The organism is Cryobacterium sp. 10S3, assembly GCF_034344045.1.
Taxonomy (GTDB): Bacteria; Actinomycetota; Actinomycetes; order Actinomycetales; family Microbacteriaceae; genus Cryobacterium; species Cryobacterium glucosi.
In genome coordinates this window covers 573,549-599,149 of record NZ_CP133773.1, presented here as the reverse complement: position 1 = coordinate 599,149, position 25,601 = coordinate 573,549, and the positions used below count along the sequence as shown (strand labels likewise).

At 66.1% G+C, this 25,601-nt stretch carries 25 protein-coding genes and 1 pseudogene; 16 read left to right on the top strand and 10 right to left on the bottom strand.

Features of this window, described 5'->3' with window-relative positions; genetic code table 11:
- The first annotated feature begins 209 nt into the window (after positions 1-209).
- The 8 genes and pseudogenes from RHM57_RS02745 to RHM57_RS02710 all read left to right on the top strand — a co-directional run bounded on the left by RHM57_RS02745 (position 210) and on the right by RHM57_RS02710 (position 7,618).
- Positions 210-1,883: a formate--tetrahydrofolate ligase gene (locus RHM57_RS02745; protein WP_322136299.1), complete on the top strand. Its 1,674-nt coding sequence runs from the start codon at positions 210-212 to the stop codon at positions 1,881-1,883.
- Between the two features lie 233 nt (positions 1,884-2,116).
- Positions 2,117-2,566, top strand: a complete 450-nt coding sequence (locus tag RHM57_RS02740; protein WP_322136300.1) for a hypothetical protein — start codon at positions 2,117-2,119, stop codon at positions 2,564-2,566.
- Between the two features lie 42 nt (positions 2,567-2,608).
- Positions 2,609-2,995, top strand: a pseudogene (locus RHM57_RS02735) (GNAT family N-acetyltransferase).
- A 36-nt stretch (positions 2,996-3,031) separates the two neighbouring features.
- A complete protein-coding gene (locus RHM57_RS02730; RefSeq protein ID WP_322136269.1) occupies positions 3,032-4,270 on the top strand; it encodes a Mu transposase domain-containing protein in 1,239 nt (412 codons plus the stop codon).
- Complete coding sequence (istB, locus tag RHM57_RS02725) at positions 4,267-5,022, top strand: IS21-like element helper ATPase IstB (RefSeq protein ID WP_322136270.1); 756 nt, start codon at positions 4,267-4,269, stop codon at positions 5,020-5,022. The genes RHM57_RS02730 and istB overlap by 4 nt, the downstream gene beginning before the upstream one ends.
- Positions 5,023-5,714: 692 nt before the next feature.
- Positions 5,715-6,689, top strand: coding sequence for an NAD-dependent epimerase/dehydratase family protein (locus RHM57_RS02720; protein ID WP_322136301.1), 975 nt, complete (start codon positions 5,715-5,717; stop codon positions 6,687-6,689).
- 55 nt (positions 6,690-6,744) lie between these two features.
- The gene (locus tag RHM57_RS02715; protein ID WP_134447153.1) at positions 6,745-7,170 is read left to right on the top strand and encodes a hypothetical protein; all 426 of its coding nucleotides are present in this window, start codon (positions 6,745-6,747) and stop codon (positions 7,168-7,170) included.
- Positions 7,171-7,180: 10 nt separating this feature from the next.
- Entirely contained in the window at positions 7,181-7,618 is a 438-nt protein-coding gene (locus tag RHM57_RS02710) for a VOC family protein (protein ID WP_322136302.1), read from the top strand.
- Positions 7,619-7,634: 16 nt separating this feature from the next.
- Here the strand turns inward: RHM57_RS02710 and RHM57_RS02705 are convergent, their stop codons facing one another.
- From RHM57_RS02705 to RHM57_RS02695, 3 genes are all read right to left on the bottom strand, one after another.
- The gene (locus tag RHM57_RS02705) at positions 7,635-9,773 is read right to left on the bottom strand and encodes an elongation factor G-like protein EF-G2 (RefSeq protein WP_322189573.1); all 2,139 of its coding nucleotides are present in this window, start codon (positions 9,771-9,773) and stop codon (positions 7,635-7,637) included.
- A 109-nt stretch (positions 9,774-9,882) separates the two neighbouring features.
- Positions 9,883-11,025, bottom strand: coding sequence for a DUF6544 family protein (locus tag RHM57_RS02700; protein ID WP_322136304.1), 1,143 nt, complete (start codon positions 11,023-11,025; stop codon positions 9,883-9,885).
- A gap of 76 nt (positions 11,026-11,101) precedes the next feature.
- Positions 11,102-11,728, bottom strand: a complete 627-nt coding sequence (locus RHM57_RS02695; protein ID WP_322136305.1) for a TetR/AcrR family transcriptional regulator — start codon at positions 11,726-11,728, stop codon at positions 11,102-11,104.
- 203 nt (positions 11,729-11,931) lie between these two features.
- Here RHM57_RS02695 and RHM57_RS02690 point away from each other — a divergent pair, with 203 nt between their 5' ends.
- The 3 genes from RHM57_RS02690 (at position 11,932) to RHM57_RS02680 (ending at position 13,835) form a co-directional block, all read left to right on the top strand.
- On the top strand, positions 11,932-12,552 hold the full coding sequence (locus RHM57_RS02690) for a dihydrofolate reductase family protein (RefSeq protein ID WP_322136306.1): 621 nt from the start codon (positions 11,932-11,934) through the stop codon (positions 12,550-12,552).
- Between the two features lie 74 nt (positions 12,553-12,626).
- Complete coding sequence (locus RHM57_RS02685) at positions 12,627-13,319, top strand: alpha/beta fold hydrolase (protein WP_134447165.1); 693 nt, start codon at positions 12,627-12,629, stop codon at positions 13,317-13,319.
- A 135-nt stretch (positions 13,320-13,454) separates the two neighbouring features.
- Positions 13,455-13,835, top strand: a complete 381-nt coding sequence (locus RHM57_RS02680) for a VOC family protein (RefSeq protein ID WP_322136307.1) — start codon at positions 13,455-13,457, stop codon at positions 13,833-13,835.
- Positions 13,836-13,878: 43 nt separating this feature from the next.
- Here RHM57_RS02680 and RHM57_RS02675 read toward each other — a convergent pair whose 3' ends face one another.
- The 3 genes from RHM57_RS02675 to RHM57_RS02665 all read right to left on the bottom strand — a co-directional run bounded on the left by RHM57_RS02675 (position 13,879) and on the right by RHM57_RS02665 (position 16,044).
- Positions 13,879-14,436 (bottom strand): hypothetical protein, encoded by a 558-nt coding sequence (locus tag RHM57_RS02675; protein ID WP_322189572.1) that lies wholly within the window; start codon positions 14,434-14,436, stop codon positions 13,879-13,881.
- Positions 14,437-14,447: 11 nt separating this feature from the next.
- Complete coding sequence (locus RHM57_RS02670) at positions 14,448-14,651, bottom strand: hypothetical protein (RefSeq protein WP_134561807.1); 204 nt, start codon at positions 14,649-14,651, stop codon at positions 14,448-14,450.
- A gap of 94 nt (positions 14,652-14,745) precedes the next feature.
- The gene (locus RHM57_RS02665; protein WP_322189571.1) at positions 14,746-16,044 is read right to left on the bottom strand and encodes a LuxR C-terminal-related transcriptional regulator; all 1,299 of its coding nucleotides are present in this window, start codon (positions 16,042-16,044) and stop codon (positions 14,746-14,748) included.
- Between the two features lie 101 nt (positions 16,045-16,145).
- Between RHM57_RS02665 and hxlB the strand changes: the two genes are divergently transcribed.
- The 3 genes from hxlB (at position 16,146) to RHM57_RS02650 (ending at position 17,854) form a co-directional block, all read left to right on the top strand.
- Positions 16,146-16,730 carry a 6-phospho-3-hexuloisomerase gene (hxlB, locus tag RHM57_RS02660; protein WP_322140683.1) on the top strand — a complete coding sequence of 195 codons (585 nt, stop codon included), beginning with the start codon at positions 16,146-16,148 and terminating at the stop codon, positions 16,728-16,730.
- Between the two features lie 78 nt (positions 16,731-16,808).
- Positions 16,809-17,432: a 3-hexulose-6-phosphate synthase gene (gene hxlA / locus RHM57_RS02655; RefSeq protein ID WP_134558723.1), complete on the top strand. Its 624-nt coding sequence runs from the start codon at positions 16,809-16,811 to the stop codon at positions 17,430-17,432.
- A 95-nt stretch (positions 17,433-17,527) separates the two neighbouring features.
- Entirely contained in the window at positions 17,528-17,854 is a 327-nt protein-coding gene (locus tag RHM57_RS02650; RefSeq protein WP_134447179.1) for an antibiotic biosynthesis monooxygenase family protein, read from the top strand.
- On the opposite strand, the gene RHM57_RS02645 is transcribed toward RHM57_RS02650, so the two are convergent.
- A complete protein-coding gene (locus RHM57_RS02645) occupies positions 17,843-18,487 on the bottom strand; it encodes a phospholipase (protein ID WP_322189570.1) in 645 nt (214 codons plus the stop codon). The two genes, RHM57_RS02650 and RHM57_RS02645, sit on opposite strands and share 12 nt — an antisense overlap.
- Positions 18,484-19,386, bottom strand: coding sequence for a VOC family protein (locus RHM57_RS02640; protein ID WP_322140682.1), 903 nt, complete (start codon positions 19,384-19,386; stop codon positions 18,484-18,486). Before RHM57_RS02640 ends, RHM57_RS02645 begins: the two co-directional genes overlap by 4 nt.
- A 233-nt stretch (positions 19,387-19,619) precedes the next feature.
- Between RHM57_RS02640 and RHM57_RS02635 the strand changes: the two genes are divergently transcribed.
- Positions 19,620-21,305 carry an HNH endonuclease signature motif containing protein gene (locus RHM57_RS02635; protein WP_322136314.1) on the top strand — a complete coding sequence of 562 codons (1,686 nt, stop codon included), beginning with the start codon at positions 19,620-19,622 and terminating at the stop codon, positions 21,303-21,305.
- 76 nt (positions 21,306-21,381) lie between these two features.
- On the opposite strand, the gene RHM57_RS02630 is transcribed toward RHM57_RS02635, so the two are convergent.
- Both RHM57_RS02630 and RHM57_RS02625 read right to left on the bottom strand, forming a co-directional pair.
- On the bottom strand, positions 21,382-22,260 hold the full coding sequence (locus RHM57_RS02630) for a hypothetical protein (RefSeq protein WP_322189569.1): 879 nt from the start codon (positions 22,258-22,260) through the stop codon (positions 21,382-21,384).
- 458 nt (positions 22,261-22,718) lie between these two features.
- Positions 22,719-22,886: a hypothetical protein gene (locus RHM57_RS02625; protein WP_134447189.1), complete on the bottom strand. Its 168-nt coding sequence runs from the start codon at positions 22,884-22,886 to the stop codon at positions 22,719-22,721.
- 166 nt (positions 22,887-23,052) lie between these two features.
- On the opposite strand from RHM57_RS02625, the gene RHM57_RS02620 reads away from it, so the two are divergent.
- On the top strand, positions 23,053-25,590 hold the full coding sequence (locus RHM57_RS02620; RefSeq protein ID WP_322136316.1) for an FAD-dependent oxidoreductase: 2,538 nt from the start codon (positions 23,053-23,055) through the stop codon (positions 25,588-25,590).
- Positions 25,591-25,601: the final 11 nt, after the last annotated feature.

Below are 25,601 nucleotides of genomic sequence, written 5' to 3'. Positions count from 1 at the left end.
CAGGCCCGTATCGATCCACACGCATCGACCGCGGTACAAGTAGGCGCTGAAAATTGTGGCTTAGTTCTGCTCGTGGAGTGCTCTGAGCGTCGAGCTCCTGTGCGCACGACGGATGCCTTTCGCAAGGCCAGGTTTGGCCCCGGGTGTGCATCCCCAGCTCCTGATGATCCGAATTGGCCATTGACAATCGGCGTTGATAACGTTTGGCTATGCCATTCGCTCCCCAGACCATCGCCGAACTGGCGGATGAGCTGGGTCTCGGAGTTGACGACCTCGAGCCGTATGGTCGGGGAAAAGCAAAGCTGTCGCTCGACCTGCTCAACCGCCCCGCGAACGGCAAGGGTCGACTCGTGCTCGTTACCGCGATTAACCCGACGCCTGCGGGTGAGGGCAAGACCACGGTGTGTATCAGCCTGGCGATGGGTCTGCGTCGATTGGGACGGAACGCCGTTCTGGCTCTGCGGGAACCATCACTCGGTCCGGTGTTCGGCGCGAAGGGCGGAGGCACTGGAGGCGGCAGAGCCTCGCTCACCCCCGCGGACGACATCAATCTTCACTTCACCGGCGACATTCATGCGATCACCACCGCCCACAATCTACTGTCGGCGCTCGTCGACAACGCAATCTTCTTTCGAGAAGAGATCCCTGGCAGGGGCGTGATCGATCCCGGTCAGGTCACCTGGGGACGCGCGCTCGACATGAACGACCGTGCTCTCCGGCGAAGCATTGTTGGCATTGATCCCAAGACCGACGACGTCTCGCGTCAGGAACACTTCGACATCACGGCGGCAAGCGAGATCATGGCGATCATGGCCCTCGCGTCAGGTCTAAAGGATCTGGAGGACCGCCTGTCTCGCATCGTGGTGGGGCGAACACATGCCGGGCAAGCAGTCACAGCAGGAGACCTCCGGGCTTCGGGCGCAATGACGGTGGTGCTTCGCGACGCGTTGCGACCGAATCTGGTGCAAACCGAGGAGGGCGGCCCCGCGATCGTGCACTGCGGGCCCTTCGGCAACATCGCGCATGGCTGCAATAGTGTGGTCGCGACACGCCTCGCGATGAAGCTCGGCGATTACGCGATCACCGAGGCAGGGTTCGGGTTCGATCTCGGTGGAGAGAAATTTCTCGATATCAAGTGCCGTCTCGCAGGGATCTGGCCACGCGCCGTCGTCATCGTGGCCACACTGCGGGCTCTCAAGATGCACGGGGGCGCGCCGGTCGCGATCTGCGGTGAGCCAGATACCGCCACGCTCATCAAAGGACTGCAACACCTCGAGCATCATCTCGCCACGGCGAGCGCATTCGGCCTCACGCCGATAGTCGCGATCAATCTCTTCCCGAACGATACCGAGTCGGAACTTCTACTGGTCGAAGAAGCCGTCGCTGAGCGCGGAGTTCGATTCGCCCGAGCCGACGGCTTCGCGCGCGGTGGCGAAGGATCGCTGGATCTCGCCCGGGTGGTGAGCGAAGTGGTCGATCCCACCGACGTGGCACCTCCGCAGCCGCGGTTCATTTACAACGAATCGGATTCCCCGCACGACAAGATCCGCAAGATCGCCACGGTGGTCTACGGCGCCAGCGATGTGGTGTTCACCCCGACTGCTGAGATGGACATCGCCCGAATCGCGGAGTTGGGCTACGCGAATCTCCCCATCTGCATGGCGAAAACTCACCTCTCCCTCACTGACGACCCCAGAATTGCCGGTCGCCCCCGTAACTTCATCATCACGGTCCGGGAGGTTCGTCTTTCGGCGGGGGCGGGATTCCTGATTCCGATGACGGGATCCGTACTGACCATGCCCGGGCTTCCAAGAGTGCCCGCCTCGCGCAACATCCGATTGCTTCCGGATGGACGCATTGCAGGACTCATGCAGAACGACTGATGCGTGTGCATACTTGGGCGCGATAACTCGCTCCGTGTTTAGGTCCGGGGAGCCCAGTACCTGAATCCCAGGACATCAACTCGAGAATAGTGATTCGGCTTGGTCCTTATGACAGAGGTGTCCTGGGTGCCCTCATATCAGCAACGGTCGTACTGAGGCACCCGTCTTGATCCCTATGCGTGTTCACGTCAAGCGCGGTCCGGGGCGATCGTCCTCGCCAGTAGGCTCAAGCCATGATTCGCCTGCGTAAGACGCGTTGGAAGGTCGCATACATCCTTATCGGGGTGATCGCGCTGGCCGCAATCGAAATTGCGATCCAGCCGTTCAGGTTGCCGAATCCGCTGTACGCCGTGGTGGCAAACTCGCTGAGCATCCTGCTCATTTTCGGAGGGGTGCGGTCCTTCCGCGGATTGGGCGAACCGATAGAACCACCCCGCGCCTGGTGGAGGATGACGTCCCGGCCACGAGCCGGGTACATCGTCGGATCCCTGTTTGTTTTGAACTCCGCCAATGGCGTGGTCGTTGCGACCACAGGGCCACCGGAGTTGATCTTCAACGTCGCGATCAGCGTGATGGTCGACGCATCACTGGCGTTCTTGTACTTCAGGTCCTCGACCCGGCTGAGAAAAGCGCCTCCGCGTACTGTGCAGGAAGTGCCACGCTGGAAGCCGCTCAAGACCTAGTCGGCCTTTCCCTCGGGCACGGATGCCTCCTATGGTCGGAGCATGTCCTTCCCTCACTCAGACCGGTTGACCTTTCGGAACATGACCGATGCTGACCTCGATGACATGGCCGCCATGCTGGCTGACGCGGACGTAATGGAGTACTACCCACGACCCAAGAGCCGCGAGGAGGCCCAGGGGTGGATCGACTGAAACAAGCGCAACTACCTCGAGCGTGGCTATGGTTTGTGGGTCATCGAGACGAAAGCGGGTGAGTTCGTCGGCGACTGTGGCCTCACCTGGCAGGCCGTCAACGGCCGACCCGAACTTGAGGTCGGCTACCACGTGCGGGCAAAGATGCAGGGACGAGGCTACGCAACCGAGGCCGCTTCGGCTTGCCTCGACTTCGTGTTAACGCCGACCGAAAATAGGGCCAGTATCGCCGATTGAAAACAGGGCCACCGACCATTATGGAAGGTGATCAATATGGATGATTGGGCGAAGATTCGCCAACTGTTTTCCACGGGCCAGCACTCGAAGCGGGAGATCGGCCGGCTCGTCGGGGTGTCTCGGGGAACGGTGGATCGGGCGTTGGAAACGGACCGGCTGCCGAAGTACCAGCGGCCCGCGGTCGGGTCGAGTTTTGACGCGTTCGCCCCGCAGGTTCGGGTGTTGTTGGCCGTGACGCCGACGATGGCCGCGTCAACGCTCGCGGAACGGGTCGGTTGGCTCGGGTCTGCGTCGGTGTTCCGGGACAAAGTCGCTGGGATCCGGCCGGAGTACGTGCCGCCGGACCCCGCGGACCGTCTCGTGCACGAGCCCGGACAGCAGGTCCAGTGCGACTTGTGGTTCCCCCACGAGGACCTCCCGCTCGGCCACGGGCAGCAGGGCACGCCGCCGGTGCTGGTGATGACGTCCACGTTCTCGGGGTTCTTCCAAGCCCTGATGCTGCCGTCTCGGAAGACACCGGATCTGCTCGGCGGGATGTGGTCCCTGCTCCAGGCTGCCCGCGCGGTCCCGCGACGGCTGCTCTGGGACAACGAGTCCGGCATCGGCCGTGGCAAGCTCACCGAGCCTGCGGCCGCGTTCGCGGGCACTCTCGGCACCGAGGTCAAGCTCCTCAAGGCCCGGGACCCGGAGTCCAAGGGCATGGTCGAGCGGCGGAACCGGTTCTTCCGCTCGTCGTTCATGCCGGGCCGAGTGTTCCTGTCGCCGCAGGACTTCAACGAGCAGCTCGCGTCCTGGCTGCCCGTGGCTAACGCGCGTCACTCTCGGTCCCGGCGCGCCCGCCCGGTCGACTTGATCGACCAGGACCGGGCCGCGATGCGGCCGTTGTCGCCGGTGGCGCCAGACGTGTTGTTCCGGAACACGGTGCGTCTGCCCCGGGACTACTACGTCCGGGTGCACTCCAACGACTACTCCGTCGCGCCGGCCCTGATCGGCAGGCTCGTGGACGTGAGCGCTGACCTTGACCAAGTCCACGTCGCCCACAACGGTGTCACCGTGACCTCTCACGACCGGGCCTGGGCCCGTCAGCTGACCATCACCGACCCTGACCATGTCGCCCAGGCCGCCGTGCTCCGGCGCCAGTTCCAGACCCTGCACCGCCATCAACGGCCCCAAGCCCACGTCGCGTTCGTCGAATCGGCGAGCCTGTCGGACTATGACGACGTGTTCGGTGTCGATATCGGGCCCGGCCTGCTCGAGTTGGGGAGGCTCGCGTGAGCGGGGCGGCGTCTCAGATCGAGTACTACGCCCGCGCGCTGCGCGCCCCGAGGATCGGTGACGCGTTCCGGCGCCTGGGCGACCAGGCCCGCGACGCGGGCTGGTCCCACGAGGAATACCTTGCCGCGGTGCTCTCCCGTGAGGTCTCCGAGCGGGAAGCGTCCGGTGCGGCCCTGCGGATCAAAGCGGCCCGGTTCCCCGGCCACAAGACCCTCGAGGACTTCAACTTCGATCACCAGCCCTCCGCGGACAGGAACCTGATCGCCCACCTCGGCACGAGCGTGTTCGCCACCGAGGCGAAGAACATCGTGCTCCTCGGGCCGCCCGGCACGGGCAAAACCCACCTCGCCGTCGCGCTGGGCGTCCAAGCCGCCAAACACGGCCACCGCGTCCTCTTCGACACCGCGACCGGCTGGGTCGCCCGCCTCCAAGAGGCCCATTCCCGCGGCAAGCTCGCCGCGGAACTGATCCGCCTCCGCCGTTACAGCGTGCTGATCTGCGACGAGGTCGGCTACATTCCGTTCGACCAGGACGCGGCGAACCTGTTCTTCCAGCTCGTCGCGAGCCGTTACGAACACGCGTCCTTGATCTTGACGAGCAACCTGTCATTCGGGCGCTGGGGCGAGGTCTTCGGCGACCCCACCGTCGCGTCCGCGATGATCGACCGCATCGTCCACCACGCCGACGTCCTCAGCCTCAAAGGCAACAGCTACCGGCTCAAAAGCCACCAGCCCGCCGCCGATACGGCATAGTAGAAACACACATAGTGGTCCTGTTTTCAAACGGCACTATTGGCCCTGTTTTGGGTCGGCGTCAACACTTCGCCCGAAACGTCTTGGGGGCAGCTCACCTGGTCGCGATCATCCACCCCGATAACCGGGCCTCAAGAGGCGTCGCGGAAAAGATCGGCCTTGAATTCGAAGAGGATGACCGTGGCGGAGCTATAGACGTCCGCTCCGTCTACGGGTTACGTCTGTGACCTGTCCTTCCTAGCCGGATGCTCCGCGAACTGAATTCGCATTAGGTGTGCGTCGTCGCAATGATCGTGACCACAACCACCGCAACGGTGAAAACGGCAAGAATCAGCCATCCCTGCCACGTGCGCGGACCCCAGCCGCCACCCAGTTTCTTCGGACCAAACCACGGTTCATGTTCTGCCACTTCGTCCCCCAAGAAAAGTTGAAATCTTCGTGACGCCGCCGCGGTACAATCGCACAGTCCCCGCGCTCGCACTCTGCGCGAGCGACACGATGAGGCCACTCTAGTGAGCGCCCTGACCTGACGACTATCCCCCGTTGTCGCGTTCCGCGTGCCCCCGGAGGAAACCCACCCATGCTCCGTTGTTATCGAAGGCCCGAACCACGGTCGCCTTCGGTTCCTCCGAGCTGTGCGCTCGTGGCGAACCGCCCGGTCTTCGCATGTCTGATGCACTTAGCTGTTGAGCGTGACGCACACACTCATCCTTGGCGGGACGGCCTGGCTCGGCCGCGAGATCGCCCAGCAGCTGGTTGAGGCGGGCGAGGACGTCACCTGCCTGGCGCGCGGCGAGTCGGGATCGGTAGCCACGGGCGCGACCCTCGTGCGCACGGACCGGCGAGCGTCGGACGCTTACGATGCAGTCAGGAATCGCACCTGGGATGACGTCATCGAGCTCAGCTGCGAAGCCGGCCTCGTAACCGGGGCGTTGGAGGCTCTGGCCGGCACCACCCCGCATTGGACGCTGGTATCTTCCGTCTCCGTGTATGCAAGCAACAGTGAAGCGGATGCCGATGAAGACGCCGATCTCGCCGAACCAACCGACCCGGCTGAGTACGCCCACGCCAAGGTCGCCGCCGAACGGGTCACATCCCGGGCCGTCGGCGACCGTCTCCTCATCGCCAGACCCGGTCTCATCGTGGGGCCGGGCGACACCAGTGACAGGTTCAGCTACTGGGTGGCTCGCCTGGCCCTGGCCTCGCATGAGCCTGTTCTCGTACCCGATGCTCATGGCCGTGCCGCGCAGTTCATCGACGTCAGGGACCTCGCTGCGTGGATCATCGCTGCCGGTCACCTCGGTCTCACGGGCACCTACAACGCTGTCGGCGTCCAACGGGAGCTCGCAGACGTTCTTGCTGCCGCACAGCAGGTCGCAGGCCACGATGGCGAACTCATCCCGGCGGAAGACGACTGGCTGGTCGCACACGGAGTCAACTATTGGGCTGGGCCCCGCTCCCTGCCCCTTTGGCTTCCCCGCAGCGCGGATGCGTTCTTCCAACGCAGCCGCCAACGGTTCCTCGAATCCGGGGCGATGGAACGAAGCATCCACGAGACCGTGCACGATGTACTCGCAGACGAACGAATTCGCGGCCTGGGCCGAGAGCGACGAGCGGGACTCAGCCGAGAAGACGAACTCCGCCTTATCGGCGAACTCAGCGAATGATGAACGAATAGGTCGGGTCCGAAGGCGGTCCGGGCGCTGTCGCTATACTCGCGGCATGCGGATCCGCCCAATAGACCTCGTCGACGTGCTGGTCTATCTCGTGGTGCTGGGAATGTTCATCGAGCTGTTTCCCGACGTCATCTCCGAAAGCTTCCTGTTGGCACTGCTGACGGCGATCCTGCTCAAGGTCGTCCTTGAACTCGTGCTCTTGGTCAAGAAGAATATCGTCGCGCGGATCCGCTCGGCGGAAACTCGTTGGGTTCGAATCGTCAACGTAATCACTCTGGTGCTGCTGCTGCCGGGGAGCAAGTTCCTGGTGCTCGAACTGGTCGCCCTGGCATTCGGAGATGCCGTCCGTCTCGGCGGTTTCTTTCAAGTCACTGTGCTGATCATCGTTCTCATGCTCGCGCGAGGCGGAATACGACGGGCGTTCAGGGTGGCCGACGAGACCGCAGGGTCCGGGATCGATCCGGTTCAGTAGCATGAAACGCATGTCCATCAAGCTTGAGAATGTCGGCATCGCCGTTCGCGACCTCGAAGCAACGATCGCCTTCTTCACCGACCTCGGTCTCACGGTCATGGGCCGTGACGAAGTCAGTGGCGAGTGGACCGACACCGCCGTCGGCCTCGATGGCAACCACGCCAGAATCGCGATGCTGCAGACGCCAGACGGTCACGGGCGTCTCGAGCTCTTCGAGTACATCCATCCCGAAGCGATCGAGACGGAGCCCACTCGTCCCAACGTGATCGGCATGCATCGCATCGCCTTTTCCGTCGACAGCCTCGACAAAGCCCTTGCGATAGCCGCGACGCACGGATGCTTTCCGCTTCGCGGCGTCGCGACCTATGAGGACGTCTACAAGCTCACCTATGTCCGCGGCCCCAGCGGCATCATCGTGATGCTCGCTGAGGAACTGAAAAAGAACTGAAGAAGACCTGACCGACTCACAGGGTCACGGAATCAGCCGCCACATTCAACGGCGCCGGTTCGTGCCGCAGGTAGGCGCGACGGAATCGTCCACTTCCCGCGGTCAGGGCCCGGAGATCCATCGCGTACCGCAGTAACTCCGCATCCGGAATCTCGACGGTGACCTCACTCCGTTCCTCTCCGACCGACGTGACCCCGGTCAGGTGACCCCGGCGGGTGGACAGGTCGGTCATCACCGTGCCCACATAGCTGTCCGGCACGTTGATCGTCACCGCGGAGACCGGTTCCAGCAGCTGGATCCGGCTCGCGGCTGCGGCCTCGCGCAACGCCAGCGCCCCGGCGGCCTGAAATGCGGCATCCGAGGAGTCGACGCTGTGCGCCTTGCCGCCGACCAATCTCACCCGGATGTCGACGACCGGGAACCCGGCGGAAACGCCCTTCTGCATTTGTGCCCGGACGCCTCTTTCGATCGACCCGATGTACTGGTTCGGGACCACCCCGCCGACGACCTTGTCGACGAACTCGAAGCCCGCACCGCGTTCGAGCGGTTCGACCTCGATGTCGCAAATGGCGTACTGCCCGTGCCCACCGGACTGCTTGACATACCGTCCCCGCGCGGCAATGGGCCGGGCGAACGTCTCCCGCAGCGGCGTCATGACACCGACGGTCTGCACCTTCACACCCTGGCCGCGCAGCCTGTCGAGCACGACCTCGGCGTGCGCCTCCCCCATGCACCACAGGATCAGTTGGTGGGTTTCGGCGTTCCGTTCCACGCGCAGTGTCGGGTCGACGGCGGCGACCTTCGCCAGGCTCCTCGCAAGCGCATCTTCGTCGCCGTGCGTCGCCGCCTGCACGGCGACGGGCATCAGCGGCTCCGGCATCTCCCAGGGAGTGACCAGCATCGGCCTCTCCGGAGCGGACACGGTGTCGCCGGTCTCGGCGCTCGACATCCTGGTGAGCGCGCAGATGTCACCCGCAACGCAGTACGGTGCCGGGCTGAGGGAAGACCCCATCGGGAACTGCAGGTGCGTCACTCGCTCATCACTGTCGTGGTCCGTTCGGCCCCGATCGACCAGCCCGGATCCACCGATGTGCACGGTCGAGTCCTCCCGGATCGTGCCGGAGAAGACCCGCACCAGGCAGACCCGCCCAAGGAAGGAATCGATGGTGGTGCGCACCACTTCGCCGAGTAGCGGCCCAGCTGGATCGCACGCCAGAGTCTCGATCGGCCGACCGTCCAGCTCCGCCACCGCCGGCACGCCGCGTTCCACCGGCGACGGGAAGGCCCCGGTCAACAGGTCGAGCACCTCCGCCACCCCTACCCCGGTTTCAGCGGATGCCGCCAGCACGGGAAAGAAGGACCCGCGGGCGACGGCGATTTCCACGTCCGCGATCAGGGTGTCGAGGGGGATCTCTTCGCCGCCGAGATAGCGATCCATCAGCGTCTCATCCTCGCTCTCGGCGATGATGCCCTCGATCAGGACGGCTCGCGCCGACTCGGAGTCGGCGCGTTCGACGTCGTTCGCCTGCCGACGGGCGGGACGCGGGGTGCCCGCCGAGTAGTCCGATACCGTTCCGGAGAGCAGCCCCAGCAACCCGGTGATCTCCCCGGCTGTGCGGATCGGCACGTAGACCGGCACCACCGAGGAGCCGAAGGCGCGCTGGAGTTCGGTCAGAACCGTCTCGTAGCGGGCCCGCGGATGATCGATCCGGCTGATCACGACGCCGCGCGGCATTCCGATGCTCTCGCATTCCGCCCAGAGTGCGGATGTGGCCGCGTCGACACCGTCAACGGCGGAGACGACGAACAGCGCAGCATCCGCCGCCCGGAGGCCGGCTCGCAGTTCGCCGACAAAATCGGCGTAGCCCGGGGTATCGAGCAGATTCACCTTCACCTGGTCGACAACCAGCGGAAGCACCGAGAGCGTCACGGAACGTTGCTGGTGGATCTCGGACGGATCGGAATCGCTCACCGTCGTGCCGTCGAGGATCGACCCCATCCGGTTGATGGTGCCGGTGGCCACAAGGAGCGCTTCGGAGAGCATCGTCTTACCAGCCCCCGAGCGGCCGACCAGGGCAACGTTTCGGATCTTCTCCGGACGATCCGGTGGTGCCGTCGTCCCGTTGGACGTGCCGTGTGTGCCTTTTCCGGACATGAGCAGCTCCTGACGTCGTTGTCTCGACTTTCCCGCACCGTTGTAGTCGATTTGACACCCGAGCAGGACCGGACGGCAAGGGCCGGGGCGGTCGCGTTCCCGGGAGTGATCACACGCGCGTCGCTGCAGTACCGGCGTTGTAGGTGATGGCGTCGAGGTTGTATTCGAGGTAGACGAACTCGCCCGGCGGGGCGGTTGGATGCCAGCGGCCTTCACCATGGGCGGCGAGTCGGCGGGAGCCGAACGCACGATAGTCCCGTACCGGCGTCGACCACGGTTGCGGCGTGAAGGTCGAGCCATCGTGCGAGGTGCTCATCCGGTCGTCCGAGCGGAAGTCGACGAGATCGCCGTCGCGAAAGGTCAGGTCGGCGCTCACGGTCTGCGCACCGTTCGTGAATACGCCCCTGGCATGAGTGTCGTCGATCTGCTGCCAGGCAATCGGCGCGTCGATGAGTGCCGCCGGGGCCAGAATGCACAGGTCGTTGAACAGGGTCACGGTCTCCGCCCGGTCCATCTCAGGCCCAGCGGCGTTCATCATCCGCAGCAGGGAGCACAGCTTGACGCGCATCGTGGCGGACCGGCCGACGAACACGTGCAGTACGTCGACCGGCAGGCCGAACATCGTGGCGTCCATCCAGAACAATCGACTGGGCGTTGGGCCGTACGTGTTCACCTGCTCGCCGGTGTAGGTCATCCACCGTGATGTCGCGCTTGCGCGGATCCGGCCGTGGATCGTGGCACGCAGGGTCGAAACCCGGGGCTTGCCGACAGCGCCGGAGCGGCGAATATGCTCGGCGACCAGTGCCGGGAGATGAGCCAGGTCGGATTCCGACACCAGCGCGCCCGTGTCGGGTTCGGCTTCACGCAGCGCGGTTGCGACACGACGCCGGTACTCGGCACGGTAGCTTCTCGGTCCGTTCGACGCGAACTCGTAGCCGAGCGCCGCGAGCAGCACGAGGTTGGCGAGGGTTCCCGCCTTGGCGTCGCTCCACGAAGTCAGTATCACGGTCTGGGAGATCAGCAGGCCGATGATTCCGGCGACCCACCACATCCGTGCGCGGGCCGCGAACAGCACTCCTGTCGCGACGAGCATGATCGCGGCGGCGAGCCACACCACGCCGAGCGCCGGCGCGATCGGCTCGGTCAGCGTCGCCACCTCGGCCCAGGCAAGACCGTGGGCAGCGCCGAGGAGGTGGAGCGATCCGTGTGCGATCAGGATCAGGACGACGAACCACCGCGCGAGGGTCCTCACGGGAGCACCGCCCGCACTCAGTAAACGGGAAGGGGGTCTACACGAGTGCGCAGACGTCGAGTGGTCGAGTTGCCGGTCATTCGCCGGGGCCCGTCCCAAAGCGGGCGAGCACCAGATCGACGGCCGCGCGCGCGTAGCCGGGTTCGATCGGCGCACCCGTGATCAAAAGGCTGAAATACAACGGCCCGGCAAGCGAGTTGAGCACGAAGTCGGTGTCCGTATCGGCGGCGAGCTCGCCGGAGGCGATTCCGCGCTCGACGGCAGAGCGCCAATCGAGTTGGTTGGGCTCGATGATCAGCTCGCGATAACTGGTGGCGAGCACGGGGTCGGCGGCCATCTCTGCCACCAGGCCGGGCAGAACGCGCCCCAGCGGAGTCCGGGTCAGGATGTCGATGAGCTGTTCGGTCAAGAAGAGCAGGTCGCCGGCGGCGCTGCCGGTCGCGCTGCTCCGTGCCGGACGCATTTGGGTCACCATCGCCTCGACGACGAGCTGCGACTTCTGCGACCACCGTCGATAGATGGCGGGTTTACTCACGCCGGCCCGCCGGGCGACCTCCGCCACGGTCAGGCGGGCATAGCCGACCTCAGCGAGCAATTCGATCGTGGCTCGCAGAATCGACCTGTCCGTGCCCGGATCGCGTGGGCGGCCCACATCGCTGCCCCGACCGCCGGGCCGGCGCGGCGCCATCGGTGACTCGGACACCAGAACCGCCTTCCCTTTTACGTTCCTATTAGTAACGTAACTGATGTCGTCGAGTTACGCAACGAGGCGTTACGGAACCGCCTCGCGCTTACCTGTAACCTCATCCCCAAGCCGGCCGGCCCCCTGGGGGTTCTTGACACGGTGGCGATTGGCCTGCATGGTGCTCGATGAGGCGGCTCAGCGCCGCGACGGAAGGAGTTCTCGTGACCGGTCGCATCCACATCGACCTGTTCTCCACGCTCGACGGAGTCTCCCAGGCTCCCGGGGGCCCTGAAGAAGACACCGACGGCGGGTTCAGGTTCGGAGGCTGGCAGGCGCCCCTGATCGACGAAGCAGACGGTGCCCAGATAATGGCAGGAATCCAGACCATGGACGCCCTGCTTCTGGGGCGGCGGACGTATGACATTTTCGCCGGGTATTGGCCAGACCAGCTCGACGGGTCCGCGTCCGAAATCGCACACAAATTCGACGCGATCCCCAAATACGTCGTGTCCCGGGGCACGCCGGACCTCACGTGGCGCGACTCACACCAGCTCGGTCGCGACCTCGCCGCTGAGCTGGCGGTGCTGCGCGAGCGGCACGAGGAGATCCACGTGATCGGCAGCATCGACTTCGCCCGCACTCTCGTCGCGGACGGCTTGTTCGACCAGCTGAACCTCTGGGTGTACCCGATCGTGCTGGGTGCGGGCAAGCGCCTCTTCCCACCCGACGGGCCGCCTGCGTCCCTCGAACTACTCGGCGCCGGGACTCCGTCGGAGAAGGGCACGATTCTCCTGCGCTACGGCTGGAAGGGTTCGACCCCGGAGACCGGCGACATGACCTGAGAAGACTGCTGTCAGATTCACGACCTCGCGCGGAGCCCGACCCGACTGTCGGTGGCCCGGTAGACACTGGACACATGAAGATCGTCATGGTTCCGCCATTGCTCTGCTCTCCCCTCGCTTACGCACCGGTGATCAATACGGTCTGGTCGCGCGGTCAGGTCACCCTGGCCGATACCCGTCACGACGATACGATCGCTGCCATGGCGGAACGAATCCTCCGCGAGAACGCCGGTGAAATCGCTGTTCTCGGAACAAGCATGGGAGGGTACGTCGCCTTGGAAGTGGTCCGGCAGGCACCCGACCGGGTCACTGCCCTCGCCCTTGTGAGCACGACCGCCCGAGCCGACACCCCGGAGCAGATCACCGCGCGGTCCCGGCAGTCCACACTCGTCGAGAACGGACATTTCGACGCTCTCGTCGACGCCGCCTTCCCCGGTGTCGTCTCAGCAGACAACGAGTCTGACGAAACGCTGCTGGCGACGTGGCGAGCCATGACGGCGCCCGTCGGCCCGGCCGCTTTCCTTCGCCAGCAGCGTGCCGTCGTTCAGCGCGCTGACCTCCGCTCGATACTGCCGTCCATAACCTGTCCCACAGCGATCATCCATGGAGCCGCGGATCGTCTGATCGCCCGCGACGCTGCCGAAGAGACCGCCGCCGCAATGCCTGCAGCCACAGTCACCATCATTGAGGGCGCCGGTCACTTGCTCTTTCATGAACAGCCAGCAGCAGCGCGCAACGCCGTAGCCGCCTGGCTCGAGTCAGTGTGAAGCAGCCGTAACCGTCCTCGAACCGTTGCGAGCGGCACACGCTGGCCCGATGAGCCACGGAATGCACGGAATGCACGGAATGCACGGAATGCACGGAGGCTAGCGCGGGGCGAGCCTCCGGTGCAGGCTGAGCGCATGGGCAATCCCGTCGTGCACTTCGAACTCATCGGTCCCGACCCGGCCCGGTTGCGTGAATTCTATTCGGCGCTGTTCGGCTGGGATGCACCCGCGGGCGCCCCGGTGGCACCCGCGATTTCCGCATCCGCTGAATACTCGTTCATCACCCCGGAACCCGGCTGGGCACCGGCAGCCGGCGGAATCGGCGGGGGCGAGGGATTCGCCCCGCACTCGATCTTCTACGTCGGCGTCGCGAGCGTGAGCGACACGCTCGAGGCCGCCCAGCAGCTGGGTGGAACCGTCGCTCTCGGGCCGCAACGCAATGAGGGCGCTGAAATCACCATCGGACACCTCCGGGACCCCGCCGGAAACCTCATCGGCGTCGCCGGCCCCGCTTGACCGATCCTGACGTTGCTGGGGATAGATCTTCTGGCGCGGTGACCTAGCGGTTTTCGTCCCCGCCGCGCGTCCCCGCGTCAGAGCCTTCGCGATCTTCGATCGTCCGGAGTATCCAGGCTCCGGCGATCAGAAGTACGCCAAGCGGAAGCAGAAGGTCGCTCAGCGGTCCGCCCAGGTAGACGACGAAGTCTCTCAGGAAGGTCGAATCTCCCTGAATCGTCTGGGTCCAGGTCGAGATGTTCAGCTGGACGACAAAGCCGATCGCCGCGAGCACGAGTCCGAGAATGAGTGCGGCGCGAGACGTGAGCCGCAGCGGCCAGGTCGGCGCATCTTCCGCGGCTTCCAGTGGATCCCTGATGGTGACCGCTGCTTTGTCCGCCAAAGCGCGCACGACCACCGACGCGACCATCAGGGCCATCCCCAACGGCAGCAGAACGCCGGGGAACAGCACTCCCACGAGCCGCACCAGATCACTCGACAGCCAGTCCGGGTTTACGGCGCCGAACAGAGACGTGTACAGCAACCTGACTGCGACAAGTCCGAGAACGGTCAGAACCAGACCGATCCAGAATCCGCGGGCGGGAGTCAGGGTGCAGGCCATCCTCGATCCCTTCACAGGCCTCTCTGGCCTTTTTCGACATCCGCCTGGAACTGCGCGAACGCCTGCGACAGCTCGGGATTCGAACCCCTAAGCTCGCGAGCCGCCGCCCTGGCACGCGGCCGGGCAGAGAGGAGGTAGAACGCGGCAAGAACGATGACCGCCAGCACCAGTCCCCCACCCGCTATCAGCACAATCATCAAGCCACCTGCAGTCATGAAGAATCCTTCCCCGATTCCGAAACCACTGTCCGCCAAGCATCACACGAATCGCCGGTCAATGCCGCTTTATTCTGAGGGCGTGAATACCCGGTCAGACCAGGGCGGATGGCGTCTCTGCCTGGCGGACGAGGGAAGCCAGCTCGGCGCGGTTCACTGCCCCCATCTTGCGCAGCACGTTCGCGACGTGGAACTTGACCGTGTTCTCGCTGATCGACAGGGCCTCCGCGATCGCACGGTTCCGCGCCCCGGTTGCCACGAGGTCGAGCACGGCCTGCTCACGTACTGTCAGGCCCCATCCGGCCGCCGGCGCAGTGGCTGACGAGGGTGGGTCGAGGGGTAGAGAGACGACAATGTCCGAGCCCCACCCCGGCGTGGCATCCACGTGGAAGTCGCCGTCGAGTGCCGCCACCCGGGCGACGAGTTGGCGTACGCTGGGCGTCTCAGTGGACAAGTCACCCGGACCGTCATCGCGAATGTTGATCAGCAGGTTGTGGCCGTCGCAGTCCCACTGCACCCGCACTCGGGCGACCCCGGGCTGATCGACCAGGGCGAGGACGGCACCGCGCACGATCGCACGTCCGGCGTGGGCGACCTCGCCCGGCAACGCGCGGCCATTGACGGGCGGTTCGATGAACTGCACGTCGAGGTCCCCGAAGCGGGCCAGGGGCCTCAGGTCATTTCGGAGCCGCTCGAACGCCCGGGCGACCGGCTCCTCGGACAGGATGCGGTCGCGGTCGCTCACCGCGCGCAGCTGCACCATGGCGGCGACGGCCAGGTCGATCGCCGTCTGCCGCGCGGCCGCGTCTCCGGTCTGGCGCGAACGCAGAACCGCGAGCAGCAGCTCCAAAGTCGTGGAGTGGGCATCCGTCAATTCGGCGATGAGCGTGGCCCGGTCTCGCGACGCCATCCGCGAATCGCGCAGATAGTCCGGCGCGGCCACGACGACCTGGTTGCGGATGCCCGACGCGACCAGTTCCCAGAGTGCGGCGACGAGGTCCTTCGTTTCACGGACTCCGGTCGGGGTCGCCCCGGTCAGGTCGGGATCGGTCAGGACCAGAAGGGCACCTGTCAAAGCGATCCAGGCCGACATCGTTCGCTCCGACCGGGCCAGCAGCGCCCGTTCGTTCCATATCGATCCGCCTCGCGCCGCAACGGTATCGCGGAGAATGTCGAGTTCCGCGATGGTGACGTGGTCGATGACCTCCGCCTGGCCGGCTTTCTTCTGTGGGCGCCCCGTGCAGTCCTCGGTGAAGATAACCAGGGCGCCGTGCGGGATGCGCTGCTGCAGCAGGGCGGAGAAGGCCCCCGCAATGCCGAGCAGCGGGTTCGCGAGTACCTGCCGGAGCTCGATGAGCAACTCGATCGAAGGGGACTTACTCGCTTCTGACATAGATCAACCCTACTCAAAGTGCGGCAACCTACCCGAAGGAGTAGTCACATCCGCTCGTTCGGGTGGCCTGAGACGCGAACGGTGCAGCGCACGATCGAGAGATGACACCTTCCACTTCATTCGCTCGTACCACCGACTCATTGCGCCGGATTTCCGGCGAAGTCGACGGCATCGTGGAGCGGATCGTCACGGAGTCCCCGAGCGATCTCGACCGGGCCGCGGAGCGGATCCGCACCGCACGTCGGGTCTTCGTGCTCGGTGCCGGGCGCTCGGGCCTGGCCCTGCAGATGACGGCAATGCGCCTGATGCACCTGGGCCTGGATGCGCACGTGGTCGGCGAGGCGACCAGCCCGGCGATCACTGGCCAGGACGTGCTCCTGGTCGCAAGCGGCTCGGGAACGACGGCCGGAATCGTCCGCGCCGCTTCCACCGCGGCAGGCGTCGGAGCAGGCGTCGTCGCCATCACAACGGACCGGACCTCTCCTCTCGGGGAACTCGCGGACGTGATCGTCGTGATCCCGGCCGCAACGAAACAGGACCACGCCGGTGTTCTCTCTACCCAGTACTCCGGAGGACTGTTCGAGCAGTCGCTGGTCCTCGTCGGAGACGCGCTCTTCGACGCGCTTTGGAAGATGTCGGGCGCCACGGCGGAAGAGCTCTGGCCCCGGCACGCGAACCTCGAATAACACCCACCGGATGCCTCCCTGGGCCGCGACCGCGGTGCACCAGGAAGAACCCAGCACAACCGAAGTAAGGAATCAGCAATGAAACTGCAGGTCGCCATGGACGTCACCACTCTCGACGCCGCCCTCACCCTCGCCGCCCAGGTCGCGCCGCACGTCGACATCATCGAACTCGGCACCCCGCTCATCAAGAGCGAAGGGTTGCGCGCCGTCACCGCCATCAAGAACGCGCACCCCGACAAGCTCGTGTTCGCCGATCTGAAGACGATGGATGCCGGCGAGCTCGAGGCCGACCTGGCCTTCACCGCGGGAGCGGACTACGTGACCGTGCTCGGCACCGCCGGAGACAGCACGATCGTCGGTGCGGTCAAGGCCGCCACCGCTCACGGCAAGGGCATCGTCGTCGACCTGATCGGTGTGGCCGACAAGGTCACCAGGGCCCGTGAGGTCACCGGCCTCGGAGCGGTCTTCGTTGAGATGCACGCCGGTCTCGACGAGCAGGCGGAGCCTGGCTTCACCTTCCAGACCCTCCTCAACGACGGCGAGACCGCGAAGGTTCCCTTCTCCGTCGCAGGTGGCGTGAACCTGTCCACGATTCGGGGAGTCCAGCGCGCGGGCGCCACCGTTGCGGTCGCCGGGGGCGCCATCTACGGCGCCGCCGACCCCGCCGCCTCGGCCGCGGAGCTGCGCGCCGCGATCATCTAGGAGTCAGGCGAGCCACCGAGGGTTCATGCAGCCAGCGGTGGCAGCATGGGGCGAACGACGCGGTCACCACCGCATTCACAACAGAAGGAAGCCCGATGACGATCATCAAGATCAACGCGATTACTGTCCCAGCCGACAACGGCGATGAGCTGGCTCGCCGGTTCGCCGCCCGCGCAGGGGCCGTCGACGACGCCCCGGGCTTCGAAGGCTTCGAACTGCTGCAGCCGACCGACGATCGCACCACCTGGCTGGTCATCACGCGCTGGGCCGACGAGGAGTCCTTCCAGGCGTGGTCCACGTCGCCCGCCTTCGCGCACGGGCACCGCAGCGAGGCCCCGCAGGACGGGAAGCCCGCTGCGCGCCCGGTCGGTGTGAGCAGCGAGCTGTGGTCATACACCGTTGCCGGTGGTTCAGCCAACTGAGACGAGGGCCTCCGTCAGGAACCGCGACACGTCGTCGAGTTCTTCTGCGGAGATCGAGTGCGGCAGACCGGCATAGACCTTCTCGGTCAGGGTGCTGTGGCCGGGCAGCCAGGCGCTCGCCCGTGCTGTCGTCTCCGCGGAGATGACCCGGTCGGCATCTCCGTGGCCGAAGAACACCGGCGTGCGTGTAGCCGCAAGGACCTCATCGCCTGGGAGCGTGGCATCGAGGGTGAATCCCGAGAGGACGACCCCGGCGGGGAATCGCCCGGGAGCCTGGCGGAGAAGCTGGGTGACCATGAGGCCGCCCTGCGAGAAGCCGAGGGGAACGACGGGCGTGCCCGGGTGCACGTGGGCGTCCAGCCACGCGAGTACGGCATCCGCTGCCTCGATGACGGACTCTGCGCCCGGGCGCCCCGGCACAGTGATCGGGAACCAGGCGAACCCGCCGGTCGGCAGACCGAGCGGCGCACGCAGCGACACCCAGTCGAACGCGTCGGGCAGGTAGGCGGCGAGGCTCGGCAGGTCGCCTTCGTGCGAACCGTAACCATGCAGAAGCAGCAGGAGTGGGCGGGTCGACGGGAGCGCGGGGTCGACGCCGTCGCGGCGGGCCGTGATCTCGATGGCGGGGCTCACGCCGAGGCCTCGCCGACGGTCAGGGTGACGCGGGTCTTCCAGGGGTCGTCGACGCGGATGCTGGTGCCGTCGTCGTGAAGCGGAATCGCGCGGTGGCGGAGTCGTTCGGCCACAGCATCGAGATCAGCGCGGCCGGGAACGGTGATCGCCACGTCGGCGAGGCCGAGGGTCGCGGCACGCGGACCGACGCCGCGGCTGTTCCAGACATTCATCGCCATGTGGTGGTGGTAGCCGCCGGCACTCACGAACAGCGCGCCGGGGAAGTCGAGGGTCGTTTCGAAGCCGAGGGCGTCGACGTAGAAGCGCCGGGCCATCTCGAGGTCACCGACCTGGAGGTGAACATGGCCGACCTTGGCCGGACCGACGGCCAATTCTCCCCCGTCCGCGGGCAGGTTCTTCTGCAGGAAGGCGCTCGGGTCGAGCGCAAGCGTGTCCATCTGGACCTGGCCGTTCTTGTAGACCCACTCCGACCGGTCCCTGTCGACGTAGAGCTCGATCCCGTTACCCTCAGGGTCGGTGAAGTAGAAGGCATTGCTGACGATGTGGTCAGCGCTGCCGACGAAGCTCGAACGCTGGTCACGGGCGGCCTGGAGCACGGTCGCGGCCAGGCCGGCGCTCGTGTCGAACAGGATGGCGGTGTGGAAGAGTCCGGCCTGGCTGCGGGCGGGAACCGGCAGGCCAGGGGTGTGCTCGAGCACAACGAGCGGGGTCGTGCCGCGACCGAGCACGACGGTGGTGCCCTGCGCGCTGATCGGGTCGAGCGCCAACGCCTCGCGGTAGTAGGAGGACATCAACGCGAGGTCGCCGACGCGCAGCGTGACGGCATCCATGCCTGTCGTCGCCGCGAGGAGGTCGCCTGTGGCGGCGCGGGATCCGGTGAGGTCAGTGGTCAGTGTCATGTTCGTCTCCTGCGGTCGCGTCGGGCTCACAAGTCATGCCCAACCCGCTTAGTTGAACCGACAACCAATACTCTAGCAGCATTACTTGAAGCGTCAAGTAAACTTTCCAGGCCGCTCAGGAGACTCTCGAATTTGCGCTCAGAATGATATTTAAGTCTGACACTCAAACCTCGATGGCCTAAATAAACTGAGTAGATCTCGTATTCGTGTTCGATTCGGGGTAGAATCGGGGTATGGCAGGAGCTTCAGATCCCCAGTCACACACCCCGCAGGCCCACGATTCAGTGGCCGCGGGCGATCAGCCCACCACGGTGGGCCGCGCATCCACCGAGTCGGCCCATCCGGTTGCGGTCGCGGTTGCCGAGGGTTTCGAGGGTGCTGAAGGATTGGCGGGGTCGGTGCCGTCGGTGCATGCGGATGCTGTCGCAAGGCTCGCCGAAGCCCAGGCGGTTCTCGCAGACGCCCTGGCCGCGATCCCGCTGGGGCTGCTCAGCGACACAGAAGCGGTCACGGCGCTGAGCACCGTGGAGGCCATCGGGCGGACGGTGGATGCGGCCCGGGTGAGCACGGCGACGGATGTGGACCGGCGGGCCCGGGTGCTCGGCCGGGAGGGTCTGGCCTGGCGGATGGGCTGCACGGGCCCGTGGGATGTCCTCACCCGGGTGACGCGGGTCTCGGCCCGAGACGTGAAGCGGCGCACGAAGCTCGGCGACGCGGTGTTACCGCGGCCGTGCGGCGGGAGCAGCTGGCTGCCGCCCTTGTTCCCCACGGTCGGGGCCGCCCTGACGGCGGGGGAGATCGGGGTGGAGACGGCGGAGTTGATCGTGGCGGGGTTGCAGGTGATCAGCCACCGGGTGGCCCCGGATGACCTGTTGACGGCGGAGCGGGCCCTGGTCGCGTCCGCGGCCGGGCTGATCACCCCGGAGACCGAGAACCTGGCCGGGGCAGGTGTCCCGGTGACCACGGACCTGATCCGGGGCATGGTCGCGCAGTGGCAGGCAGCCCTGGACCCCGACGGGGTCCTCCCGACCGAGGACCTGTTCGAGGCGAAATCGAACATCGGCTTCGGCCAACTCAAGAACGGGTTGTATCCGGTGAAGGGCGGAGTCACGCCGGAACTGTTCGGGATCATGAACACGATGTTCGACGCCTTCCTCAGCTTCCACGCCCGGCCCGCGTTCCCCACCGCGGAGGAGCAGGCCCTCATGGACTCCGGACAGATGATCCCCGGCGCCGAGACCGCGGGCACCGACAGTGACGTCGGTACGGGCCCGGAGCTCATGGTGATCGAGGCCGAGCTGCGGGAGCGGCGCGCGGACACCCGCACGAGTGGGGAGAAACGCGCGGACATCCTCCGGGCCCTGTTCGAACACGCCGCCCGCGACGAGGACACGCCCAGCATGGGCGGATCCGCCCCGACGGTGATGGTGCACGTGAACGCGGCCGACCTCACCTCCGGGATCGGCGTCGGCTGGATCGACGGGGTTGAGGCCCCGGTATCGCTGAAGACGGTGCACCAGCGCATCTGTGACGGCGGCTTCCAAGGGGTCCTCTTCGGGGAAAACAACCAGGTCCTCAAGCTCGGTCCGGAACGACGGTACTTCAACCGGGCGCAACGCCGGGCGATCACCGCCCGCGACGGCGGCTGCATCATCCCCGGGTGCAAAGCCCCGGCTCACTGGGCCGAAGTACACCACGTGAAGCCCTGGGCGCAGGACGGACCGACCAACGTCGACAACGGTGTCCTACTGTGCTGGTTCCATCACCACAGCATCGACACCTCTGGGTGGGAGATCCGGATGGTGAAGGGCTCACCGCAGGTGCGGGCGCCTGGGTTGATCGACCCGCAACGACTCTGGCGGCCACCGAACAGGCACCGCGCACACCAGGTCCTCACCGGACCACCCAACCGCGACTGACCGAGGCCGAACCCGCCTCACCGTCGTCTTCCCTGACGCGCCGTTCCGGTTCGTCGGGGGCTCGACCCGACGCCGCTCAGGCGGCGTTGAGAACGTTGACGAGCGCTGGGATCGCCGGAATCAACTGGTCGAGATTCGACTCGGCCGAAATGTCCGTCGATAGCTGCAGCCAGTTGACTCCGTCGAAAACGTCGAAGGTATAGCCGCCAGCTTCATTCGGAATCCGGATCACGCCGTCGACCCCGGGAATTGACACCTTCTCGGCGCCGGTCGTCCGCGCGATGTCCTCCTGCGCCCAGGCCCCACCGGGCAACGCGATGACGCTGAAGGATCCAATCTGGCCTTCTGGTATCGGCGACTGCGACCAGCCGCATGCGAATGCGCCTGTGCTCGTTTTGGCCGCGAAACGTCCCTCTGAGCCCTCGGTACCCTCTGAGTCATTGGACCTGACCGCGAGTCCGGGGCTGGAGACAGCGTGCGTGATGTCTGCAGCGGTCGATAGTGCTGCGCAATCCTCGCGCTCCCAGGCGCCGATGGGCGTTGCCGCCACCTCCGGGGTGCCCGCCGCCAATGCGCGACCCGAGAACGTCGCGACAAGCTTTGTCGCTGCGTTACGGGCGTCCTCGTTAACGGTTCCGACTGCCGTATAGACGTCAGCGCTGAGCCAATATCCAGCCACAGTAGCGCTGATGCGGCAGGCCCCCGACTCCGCAGAATCAGCCACGTCGGCTCCATAGCAGGCGATCTGGTCCACCGTGTCGGTCGGTACCGATGCAGCGGCCACCACCACGGCACTGAGATAGGCCGACGTGGGGCTCTCCTCCACGGACCATTGGCAGTCGATGCCACCACGCGCGGGCACCACGGCATAGTAGGGATTCTCCGCAAGTGAGCTCGCCCTGGCCGCCGCCCAACTGGTCACGTGCGTACCAACCGCCGCGGCCACCTCGTCCACAGTGAGGACTGCGGCGCAATCGCCGCCGAAGACAGCGGCCGGGCGGGTCTGCCCGGCCGACGCGGTCGCAGGCGTCGGAGTCTCGGTCGCCAGGTCCGTCGCCGAAACGGAGGCGGGCGAGGCTGGGGCTGGGCCCGTGCAGCCGGCGAGCAGAACCAACCCTGTCAAAGCCACAACACAAGCGGCCGAACGTGAACGAGCGCGCATGTCCATCTCCCCACAATCGCAGCGCCGCAGCGCCCCCGCTTCGAAACCGAGTACAACTGATGTGCTCCGAAGTCCCATTTTCAATCCTAGTGACCGCAGTGCGGCAACGGATAGGCAGGTCAGAGCCGAGAATCAGACTCTACTCCGTGGCAAGAGGAAGACCTGGGACGGCAGGTCGGCCCCGCGGACGCGTTCGGCGCATCCACCTACACCCTGGCTTGCACAGGGTCCACTCCTGAATTCGGAGCAGGCTAGCGGCCCGCGAAGAGCCGGGACAGGAAGCCACCGGACGCCTGTTCGTTCTCGTGCCCGGGGCAGCGCTGCGACTTCGGCACTCCGCGCATGACCTGGTCGACATGTTGGCCACAGCCGGCCCAGGTGGTCTTCCCGCAGGTCTTACAGGTCTTGGCGTGGCACATCGGCAGCTCCTTCGTGGGTGAAAGCACTCACTATACCCCCATGGGTATTGAGAGTGCACGGTCCGCGGTATCCCGCGGGTGTAGTGTCAGAATCAGTCCCCCAATTACCCACGGGGGTATATGCCGGGTTGGCCGAATCGCTGTCCCGGCCGACGAAAGGCACCCCATGAAGATCGTTGTCGTAGGCGGGGTCGCAGCCGGCGCATCCGTCGCCGCCCGCGCCCGCCGTTTGGACGAGTTCGCTGAGATCGTCGTGCTCGAGCGCGGTCATCACGTCTCGTTTGCGAATTGCGGTCTGCCGTACCATGTGGGCGAAGTGATTGCTGATCGCAGCCGCCTGCTCCTGCAAACGCCGGAAAGTCTGCGCGAATCCCTCGACATCGACGTGCGGGTCGGACACGAGGTGCTGCGAATCGACCGTGCCGCGAAGACCGTGACCGTCCGCGAGGTCGACGGCGGCCGCAGCTACGAGGAACCTTATGACGAACTGGCGCTCTGCACGGGCGCCGAACCACTCCGCCCTCCCCTGCCGGGGATAGACCTGCCCGGCGTGCACGTGCTGCGCCGGATCGGCGACATGGACGCCATCAAGGCCCAACTGGATGCCGCGATCGCCCTCGCCGCGACGGGCGCCCGCGGACCCGTGCGCACCGTCGTGATCGGCGCGGGTTACATCGGCCTCGAAATGGCCGAGAACCTCAAGCACCGCGGCGCCCTCGTCGACGTCGTCGAGATGAGCGACCAGATCCTGCCGCCCCTCGACCACGAGATGTCCGTCCCCGTCGAACACCACCTCCGCAGTCGCGGCATCACCCTGCACCTGTCGACTGCGGCCGCCGCATTCGCGGCCCGCCCCGACGGCGGTCTCAACGTCGAGCTCACGGACTCGACCGTCCTGGCGGCCGACCTGGTGATCCTCTCCGCCGGGGTGCGCCCGAACACCACGCTCGCGAAGGCGGCCGGGCTCGAGCTCGGCGCCCGCGGCGGGATCACGGTGGACACGCACATGCGCACCTCCGACCCGCACATCTGGGCGGCAGGCGACTCCGTCGAAACGCCGCACACCGTGCTGCCGGGGCGCTGGCTGGCCCCGCTCGCCGGACCCGCGAACCGCGAAGCCCGGGTCGCCGCCGAGAACATCTGCGGCCGAAACACCGACTACCGCTCAACCCAGGGCACCTCGATCGTGAAGATCTTCGACATGGTCGCCGGCGGAACGGGCGCCACCGAACGGCAACTCCTCGCCGCCGAGGTCCCGTACCGGGCCGTGCACGTGCACCCCTCCGGCCACGCCGGCTACTACCCCGGCACCGCGATGATGCAGCTCAAGGTCCTCTTCGCCCCCGACACCGGGCGCATCCTCGGCGCGCAGGCCGCCGGCTTCGACGGCGTCGACAAGCGCCTCGACGTGCTCGCGACCGCCCTCCGCGGTGGCCAGACCGTCTACGACCTCGAGGAGCTCGAGCTCGCGTACGCTCCTCCGTTCGGTTCCGCGAAGGACCCGGTGAACATGGCCGGCTTCGTCGCGAGCAACGTGCTCCGCGGCGACCTCACCCTCTGGTACGCCCAGGACTACCCGGAAGCGACTGCCGGGGCTCGGCTCATCGACGTGCGCACCCCGGAGGAATTCTCGATCTGGCACCTGCCGGGCGCCGAGAACGTGCCGCTCGGAAGCATCCGCCTCGAATGCGAGCTCTGGGACCGCACCGGGCCGCTGCGCCTGTACTGCGCGGTCGGGTTCCGCAGTTACCTCGCCTACCGCGCGCTCGTGCAACGCGGGTTCACGGATGTCGCCACTCTCTCCGGCGGGTCGGACACCTTCCGGTCGTGGCACGAGGTCGAGCCCGAAAGCGACGAACCCCCGCTGCCGATGACCACCTACGCCGAAGCAGCCGAGTTCACGGCCGCTGCAACGAAGGCCGCCGCGCAGGCCGCCCTGCTCGCCAACGGCACCGGCGTGCAGGTCGACCTGGACTGCTCCGGACTCGCCTGCCCAGGCCCGATCATGAAGCTATCCGAGAAGATGAAGACACTGGATGCCGGCGACGAGGTTGTCGTGCACGTGTCCGACCCCGGGTTCGCCAGTGACGCTCCGGCCTGGGCCAGGCGGAACGGACACGAGCTCGTCGCCATTTCGCCGGAGGGCCCTGGCTACGTCGCGACCATGCGGAAGGGCGGGGCCGCTCTGGCGACCCGGCCTGCGGCATCCGTCGGCATCGTGAGCTCGCCGACACCCAACAAGACCTCCTTCGTGGTGTTCTCCGGCGACCTCGACAAGGTGCTGGCCGCCTTCATCATCGCCAACGGGGCGATCGCGATGGGCGAAGAGGTCTCGATGTTCTTCACGTTCTGGGGGCTCAACTCCCTGCGCCGCACGGACCCGCCCAAGCGGGAACGCAAACTGATGGACAAGATGTTCGCCACCATGATGCCCTCGAGCGCGGGCAGCATGCCGCTGTCGCAGATGAATATGCTCGGTGCCGGTGCGGCACTGATCAAGAAGGTCATGCGGGACAACTCGGTCTCGTCGCTGCCCGATCTCATCACGTCCGCGCAGGCCGGCGGGGCGCGCCTGATCGCGTGCACGATGACGATGGACCTGCTCGGGATCGCTCCGACCGACCTGATGGACGGCGTCGAACTCGGCGGCGTCGCGACCTTCCTCGGGGAGGCGGCCGAGTCGACGACGACGCTGTTCATCTGATCGGGTCAGAA

Bases quoted from the DNA above. Each gene is read 5' to 3' on its own strand.
- RHM57_RS02715 (WP_134447153.1), top strand. From the start codon at position 6,745: ATGCGGATCCGCCCAATAGACCTCGTCGACGTGCTGGTCTATCTCGTG.
- RHM57_RS02705 (WP_322189573.1), bottom strand. From the start codon at position 9,773: ATGTCCGGAAAAGGCACACACGGCACGTCCAACGGGACGACGGCACCA.
- RHM57_RS02625 (WP_134447189.1), bottom strand. From the start codon at position 22,886: ATGTGCCACGCCAAGACCTGTAAGACCTGCGGGAAGACCACCTGGGCC.
- hxlA (WP_134558723.1), top strand. From the start codon at position 16,809: ATGAAACTGCAGGTCGCCATGGACGTCACCACTCTCGACGCCGCCCTC.
- RHM57_RS02730 (WP_322136269.1), top strand. From the start codon at position 3,032: ATGGATGATTGGGCGAAGATTCGCCAACTGTTTTCCACGGGCCAGCAC.
- RHM57_RS02675 (WP_322189572.1), bottom strand. From the start codon at position 14,436: ATGGCCTGCACCCTGACTCCCGCCCGCGGATTCTGGATCGGTCTGGTT.
- RHM57_RS02620 (WP_322136316.1), top strand. From the start codon at position 23,053: ATGAAGATCGTTGTCGTAGGCGGGGTCGCAGCCGGCGCATCCGTCGCC.
- RHM57_RS02710 (WP_322136302.1), top strand. From the start codon at position 7,181: ATGTCCATCAAGCTTGAGAATGTCGGCATCGCCGTTCGCGACCTCGAA.
- RHM57_RS02740 (WP_322136300.1), top strand. From the start codon at position 2,117: ATGATTCGCCTGCGTAAGACGCGTTGGAAGGTCGCATACATCCTTATC.
- RHM57_RS02745 (WP_322136299.1), top strand. From the start codon at position 210: ATGCCATTCGCTCCCCAGACCATCGCCGAACTGGCGGATGAGCTGGGT.
- RHM57_RS02640 (WP_322140682.1), bottom strand. From the start codon at position 19,386: ATGACACTGACCACTGACCTCACCGGATCCCGCGCCGCCACAGGCGAC.
- RHM57_RS02685 (WP_134447165.1), top strand. From the start codon at position 12,627: ATGAAGATCGTCATGGTTCCGCCATTGCTCTGCTCTCCCCTCGCTTAC.
- RHM57_RS02680 (WP_322136307.1), top strand. From the start codon at position 13,455: ATGGGCAATCCCGTCGTGCACTTCGAACTCATCGGTCCCGACCCGGCC.
- RHM57_RS02670 (WP_134561807.1), bottom strand. From the start codon at position 14,651: ATGACTGCAGGTGGCTTGATGATTGTGCTGATAGCGGGTGGGGGACTG.
- RHM57_RS02650 (WP_134447179.1), top strand. From the start codon at position 17,528: ATGACGATCATCAAGATCAACGCGATTACTGTCCCAGCCGACAACGGC.
- hxlB (WP_322140683.1), top strand. From the start codon at position 16,146: ATGACACCTTCCACTTCATTCGCTCGTACCACCGACTCATTGCGCCGG.
- RHM57_RS02665 (WP_322189571.1), bottom strand. From the start codon at position 16,044: ATGTCAGAAGCGAGTAAGTCCCCTTCGATCGAGTTGCTCATCGAGCTC.
- RHM57_RS02635 (WP_322136314.1), top strand. From the start codon at position 19,620: ATGGCAGGAGCTTCAGATCCCCAGTCACACACCCCGCAGGCCCACGAT.